Consider the following 5604-nt stretch of genomic DNA (forward strand, 5'->3'; position numbering starts at 1 on the left):
GATCCTCGCCCTCACTTTTCCCAGCAAATTCAGCCTTATCTCCGCCCAAGCGGAGCGCAAACATCATAAAATTCTGATACGCTCATCCAGCGTGGCTGCTCTCCCTGTAGCGCGGACGCCGGAGTTTCTTTTTGCTAGCCACCCGCTCAAAAAAAACAGCATATCCACCCCACGCCGAAATGCTTCACTCTGTCGCAGGTCGTGTTATAAAGCGGAAAAAAAAGCACAGAAACTTCACGATACGGGACACTCAGGATCGGCGCGAAGCATGCCCGATGGGGGTGCGGCACCTCTCCCCGCCCGCCCCGCAGCAGGAGGAAACGATGGGCTTACAGACGGAAGCGTTGCGGACTCAGGTGCTCGAAGCGGTTGCCGCGCGGTTGGAGGGGGATCTTATCCCCTTCGCGCGCGCCTTATTCAGCGGGCTATCGCGCGCCGATCTGTCGGCGCGGACGCCGGAGGATCTGGTTGCCTGCGCCCGCTCGCTGTGGGATTTCGCCGCCCAGCGCCAGCCGGGCGAGGCCAAACTGCGCGTCGTCCGCCCCGATGCGCGGAACAGCGCCTGGCTCGGCACGCCGATCCTGGTCGAAATCGTCAATGACGATATGCCCTTCCTGGTCGATACCGTCACCAGCGCGCTCTCGACCGGGCGGCTCGCCGCCGATCTGACCGTCGATATCATCCTGCATCCCATCGTGCGCGTCACGCGCGATGCGGCGGGCAACCGAACCGCCTATGGCGCGGGTAAGGCCGAATCGGTCATGCAAATCGGCCTCGGCGGCACGGTGGAAGATGAAGATTTCCCCGTCATCGAAGCCTCACTCGCCCAAGCGCTGAAAGACACGCGCGCGGCGGTCGAAGATTGGCGGGCGATGCTGCATCGGCTGTCGCTGATTACGGCGGAGTTGGACGATCCGGCCTTAGCCTCGGCCCCGATCAGCGCGGGCGAAGTGGAGGAAACCAAGGCGTTTCTGACGTGGCTCGCCGACAATCACATGACGCTGCTCGGCTACCGCGAGTATGTCTTCGATACGGTGGATGGCGAAACGGTGATGAAAGTCACCGACGATAGCGGCCTCGGCATTCTGCGCGACCCCGATTATTCGATTTTTGACGGGATTCGCACCCTCTCGGCCCTACCGCCGGAAGTGCGCGCCTTCCTTGAATCACCGACGCTGCTGACCGTCACCAAGGCCAATCAGCGCGCTACCGTTCACCGCCCCGTTCATATGGATGTGGTGGCGATCAAGAAGCTCGATGCGACCGGCAAAGTCATTGCCGAACGCCGCTTCGTCGGGCTGTTCACGGGCCGCGTCTATAATGATAGCCCGAGCACGATTCCGGTACTGCGCCAAAAAATCGATCACGTCGTCAGCCAAGCGGGGCTTGTCCCCAATAGCCACGACGGCAAAGCCTTGATGCAGATCCTCGAAACCTACCCGCGCGACGAGCTGTTCCAGATCGACCCGGCGGAACTGTTCGAAACGGCGATGGCCGTGCTGCAACTCCAGGATCGCCGCCGGATCGCGCTATTCGCCCGGCGCGACCCGTTTGCGCGCTATGTCTCCTGCCTCGTCTATGTCCCGCGCGACCGCTACGATAATGCCCTGCGCGAGCGCTTCCACGCGATTCTGGCGGAAGGCTTGGGCGGGCGGATTTCGGCCTCCTATATCCAACTGTCGGAATCGCCGCTGGCGCGCCTGCATATCATCGTGAAGACCAACCGCGACGAGCGGGTCGAGTTCGATAGCGCCGAGATTGAGCGGCGCTTGGTGGAGGCCGGGCGCGGCTGGGTCGATCAGATCCAGTCGGCCCTGGGTCGGATCACCCCGCCGGGCGGCACCACGCGCGGCGGGCTGCTGCGCCGGTTCATGAACGCTTTCCCCGCCGCCTACCGCGAAAAATTCACCGGCGACGATGCCGTTGCCGATATTCCGCGCATTTTGAGCGCGGGCGAGGGCGATACCGTGTTCTGGGTTTACCGCCGCCCCGACGCGGCGGATACGGAGTTGAGCTTCAAGATTTTCCGCACGGGTCAGCCGGTTGCTTTGTCGGACGTGCTGCCGATGCTGGAAAATCGCGGCCTGCGCGTGCTCAGCGAAACCCCGTTCAAGCTGCGCCCGCTGACGGCTGACGGCCAACCGGCCCCGCGCGTCTGGCTGCACGATATCGATCTGGTGGTCCAGGATAAGCGCGCCGTTGCCCTAGAGGACGTGCGCGAGCGCTTCCACGCTGCTTTCGCCGCTACCTGGAATGGCCGGGCCGAAGACGATGGCTTCAACCGCCTGATTCTGGCCGCCGGGCTCGATTGGCGCGAGACCGTCATTCTGCGCGCCTATGCCAAATATCTGAAGCAGGCCGGGCTGACCTATAGCCAAAGCTATCTGGAGCAAGCGCTCGCCAATCAATCGGCGATTGCTAGCCTGCTGGTCGCCCTGTTCCACGCGCGCTTCAACCCGGCGACATCCGACGAAGTGCGCGCGGCCGGGATCGTCGTTGAGATCGAGCACGCGCTCGATGCCGTGACGGCGCTCGATGAAGATCGGATTCTGCGGCGCTATCTGAACCTGATCCTCGTCACTCTGCGGACCAACTTTTATCAGGTCGGGGCGGACGGGCTGCCGAAAGCCTATGTCAGCTTCAAGCTTGATAGCGCCAAGATCGACGATCTGCCCAAACCCCGCCCGCTCTACGAAATCTGGGTCTATTCGCCCGACGTGGAAGCCGGGCATTTGCGCGGCGGCAAAGTGGCGCGCGGCGGCATTCGCTGGTCGGATCGGCGCGAAGATTTCCGCACGGAAATTCTGGGGTTGATGAAAGCGCAAACGGTGAAGAACGCCGTGATCGTGCCCGTGGGCTCGAAAGGCGGCTTCTTCGTCAAGCGCCCGCTGCCGCCCGAAGCGGGCCGCCCGGCGGTGCTCGCCCACGCCATCGAATGCTACAAGACGATGATGCGCGGGTTGCTCGATATTACCGACAACCGCAAGGAAGGCGCGATCGTGCCGCCGCCGAATGTGGTGCGCCTTGATGCCGACGATCCCTATTTGGTCGTGGCGGCGGATAAGGGCACGGCGACCTTCTCGGATATCGCCAATGGCGTCAGCCGCGAGTATGGCTTCTGGCTCGACGATGCTTTCGCCTCGGGTGGCTCGGCGGGTTACGACCATAAGGCGCTCGGCATTACCGCGCGCGGCGCCTGGGTCGCCGTGGAGCGGCATTTGCGCGAAGCCGGGATTGATCTGCGCCAGCAGGAAATCTCCGTCATCGGTATCGGCGATATGGCGGGCGATGTGTTCGGCAATGGCTTGATCCATTCGGACAAGCTGCGGCTCGTTGGCGCGTTCAACCATATGCATATCTTCATCGACCCGACCCCCGATGCGGCGCGGACGTTTGAAGAGCGCAAGCGGATGTTCGCCCTGCCCAGTTCCACCTGGAAAGATTACGACGCCTCGCTGATCTCCAAGGGCGGCGCGATTTTTGAGCGGTCGGCCAAAATCCTGAAGCTGACGCCGGAAATCCAAGCCCTGTTCGGCATTGATCGGGAGCAAGTAACGCCCGCCGAACTCATTCAGGCGATGCTGAAAGCCCAGGTCGATCTGCTGTGGTTCGGGGGTATCGGCACTTACATCAAGGCCCAGGACGAGAATAACGTCGGCGTCGGCGACCGCGCCAATGATGCCTTGCGCATCGATGGGCGCGAAGTGCGGGCGCGGGTGATCGGCGAAGGCGCGAACCTGGGTGCCACTCAGCGCGGGCGCATCGAAGCGGCGCTTGCGGGCGTGCGGCTCAATACCGACGCCATCGATAATTCCGCCGGGGTCGATTGCTCCGATCACGAGGTGAATATCAAAATCCTGCTCGGCGATCCGGTGCAGCGCGGTGATTTGGATATTCCGGGCCGCGATACGCTGGTCGCCAGCATGGCAACCGACGTCTGCGATCATGTGTTGCGCGATAATTACCTGCAAACCTTCGCCCTTTCCGCCGCCCAATACGAAGGGGGCGACTATATCGATACCGCCCGCCGCCTGATGGACCGGTTGGAAAAAAGAGGTGGCGCTGGACCGCGGTCTCGAAAGCCTGCCGACCGCCGCCCAACTCGATGCCCGCCGTGCCGCCGGGCTGGCGTTGGTTCGCCCGGAACTCGCACCCTTGCTGGCCTGGTCCAAAATCGCTGTCTACAACAAGCTTCTGCCCTCCCCCGTGATCGACGATGCCGCCCTCAATGATGATCTGATCGGCTATTTCCCGCCCGTTCTCGGCGAGGATTATCGCGAGGTCATTCTGCGCCACGGGCTGCGCCGGGAAATCATCGCCACGGTGCTGACCAATGAAATGGTCAATCGCGGCGGGATCGCCCTGCTCTCGGACCTTGAGGGCGAAACCGGGGCCAGCATCGGCGATCTCACCCGCGCCTATGCCATCGCGCGCGGTGCCTTGGATCTGTCGACCCTGTGGGCTTCTATCGAAGCGCTCGACGGGCACGGCCCGGCCGCCGACCAACTCGCCCTCTATCGCGCTAGTTCCAAGGCGTTGGAGACGGCGATGCGCTGGGTGCTGCGCCAGTCCCTCCCCGGGAGCATCGGCGATGCGTTGGCCGCCCTCAGCCCGGCGATTGCCCGGCTGCGCGACGGTGTTGCTAGCGATACCAGCGTCGCGGGCCGCGTTTCTGCCCTCGGGCAGTTGGTGCAACGGCTCGATGTGCTCGCCGTGGCGGAAGCCGCCGGGGTCGAGATCGACCGGGCCGGAACGGTCTTTGCGGCGGCAGGGCAACGCCTGGGCTTCGATGGCCTGCGTGCTGCCGTTGCCACCGCGCCTGCGGGCGACGGCTGGACGCGCGCGGCCCTCACCGGGCTTGCCGGGGATTTCGCCCGCCTGCAAGAAATCATCGCCCGGCAGAGCCTCGCCCATCCCGGCGGGTTCGACGGGTGGCTGGCCGAGCGCGGCGATAGTCTGAAAGCGGCAGACAGCCTGCTCGCCGAGCTCGCCGCCCAACCGGGGGCCGATCTCGCCCGCTTGACAGTGGCCGAACGGGCGTTGCGGGCTTTGACGGTGTAAGGGGAAACCCAAAGCCTTGGCTTCCAAGACATAAAGGGAATAGGATTAAATCCTATTCCTTTATGGTCGGGACAGACGCCATGCGGACGACCCAGCAGTTCAGCATTACGCTACCGAACGATATGGCCGATTTGGTCAAAGCCAAGGTAAGCACGGGCGAGTATGCCTCGGAGAGCGAGGTCATCCGCGACGGCCTGCGCACGCTCATGGCGCGGGATCGGGCGATTGACGGCTGGCTCCGTAATCAGGTCGGGCCAGCCTATGATGCATTAAAGGCTGAGCCCGACCGTCTTATCGGTATCGATCAGGTGCGCGCCCGCCTCGCCGCGGAACATGCTCGGAAGCGATGACATATCGCGTCGCCTTCTCACCGGAGGCTGAAGAACAGCTCATTGAGCTCTATCGCTATATAGCGATAGAGGCATCCCCCGAAATTGCCGCTCGCTATACCGATGCCATCGCAACCTATTGCGAAAACCTACAAACATTTCCAATGCGCGGCACAAAACGCGATGACGTTCGCCCTGGCCTGCGGATTACCCA

Annotated in this window: 4 protein-coding genes; all 4 read left to right on the forward strand. The window is 63.1% G+C overall.

Translation table 11 applies throughout. From position 1 onward, the window contains the following. Positions 1–323 precede the first annotated feature (323 nt). Positions 324–4232, forward strand: coding sequence for an NAD-glutamate dehydrogenase (locus VZ95_RS11530; RefSeq protein WP_332308077.1), 3909 nt, complete (start codon positions 324–326; stop codon positions 4230–4232). Beyond that, complete coding sequence (locus VZ95_RS28225) at positions 4156–5061, forward strand: hypothetical protein (protein WP_332308078.1); 906 nt, start codon at positions 4156–4158, stop codon at positions 5059–5061. Before VZ95_RS11530 ends, VZ95_RS28225 begins: the two co-directional genes overlap by 77 nt. An 80-nt stretch (positions 5062–5141) precedes the next feature. Then, complete coding sequence (locus tag VZ95_RS11535; protein ID WP_045775972.1) at positions 5142–5411, forward strand: ribbon-helix-helix domain-containing protein; 270 nt, start codon at positions 5142–5144, stop codon at positions 5409–5411. Then, positions 5408–5604, forward strand: a 197-nt coding sequence (locus tag VZ95_RS11540) for a type II toxin-antitoxin system RelE/ParE family toxin (RefSeq protein WP_045775973.1), incomplete at its 3' end; no start/stop codon positions are given. The genes VZ95_RS11535 and VZ95_RS11540, both read left to right, overlap by 4 nt.

It is taken from the genome of Elstera litoralis (assembly GCF_000963705.1).
Taxonomy (GTDB): Bacteria; Pseudomonadota; Alphaproteobacteria; order Elsterales; family Elsteraceae; genus Elstera; species Elstera litoralis.